General features: G+C 57.4%; 1 protein-coding gene and 1 pseudogene. One reads left to right on the plus strand and one right to left on the minus strand.

Going from position 1 to position 985, the window contains the following annotated elements:
* Window positions 1–197 (plus strand): annotated as a pseudogene (locus ACR0IP_RS23230) (Ppx/GppA phosphatase family protein); the annotation flags it as partial.
* A gap of 5 nt (window positions 198–202) precedes the next feature.
* Here ACR0IP_RS23230 and ACR0IP_RS23235 read toward each other — a convergent pair.
* On the minus strand, window positions 203–985 hold the full coding sequence (locus tag ACR0IP_RS23235; protein WP_480476380.1) for a DeoR/GlpR family DNA-binding transcription regulator: 783 nt from the start codon (window positions 983–985) through the stop codon (window positions 203–205).

Genomic DNA, 985 nt, shown 5'->3' on the forward strand with positions numbered 1-985 from the left:
GCCGCATGTTGATAGCCCAGCCCAAGGGCAGCGGGTTTCATGTGGTTGACAGCTTCTCCAAGTCCGTGCAGCTGGGCGCGGGTCTGGAACGCACCGGACGTCTGTCGCGGGCGTCGATGGCACGCACCGTTCAAGCGCTGCGAATCTGTCAGCAAAAGCTGAAACGGAACAAAGTGAAACGGATGCGTCTGGAAACAGCAACCTAGCTGTCATCAGCGATCTGAATTTCGATGCCCCAACGGTCAAGGAATCTGGCCACCCCACCCTTTGGCACAGCATCCGTGACCAGCGAATGCACCAGCCGAGGATCCGGCCCCACATAAGGTGCCCTTTCACCAAACTTGGAATGTGCTGCAGCCATGACAACCTGGTCCGCACACCTGACCACCACCGATGCAAGATCCGCTTCGACCGCGCTGTGGTAGAGAAACCCTTTGCTGTCGGAAATCGCGTCCGTGCTCAGGATCACGATGTCAAAAGCATAGCGTTGCAGCTGCTTGTGGGTGACGTGACCAAACGTCCCCCTTTCATCGATCTGCAACTCACCCCCCAAAAGGTGCACACGGTTTCCGTTGACCCCGGCCAAGGTCTGAACGACACCGATGGAGTTGCTGACTACCGTGAGGTTGCTGACCTGTCGCAGCTCTTCCGCGACGAAGGCGGTTGTCGATCCCACATCCAGGAAAACGGTCATCTGATCGCGAACCAGTTTCGCGGTATGCCCGGCGATCAAACGCTTTTCATCCGCGTCTTGTGATATCCGGTGAAAGAAGTTGGGGGCGCCCTGCACTCCGGCAAGGTAAGCTCCGCCATGAACGCGTTCGACCGTACCCGCCTTTGACAAGGCTTTGATCGTTCGGCGCACCGTCTCTTCGGATACGCCGAGCATATTCGCCAAATCCGAATTCCGGGCCGTTCCACCCAAACGTCTGAGGGCATCAAGCAATTCCAGCTCACGATGGGTGTTGAGGGTATTCTTCTTCAC

It is taken from the genome of Ruegeria sp. AL11 (genome assembly GCF_056540865.1).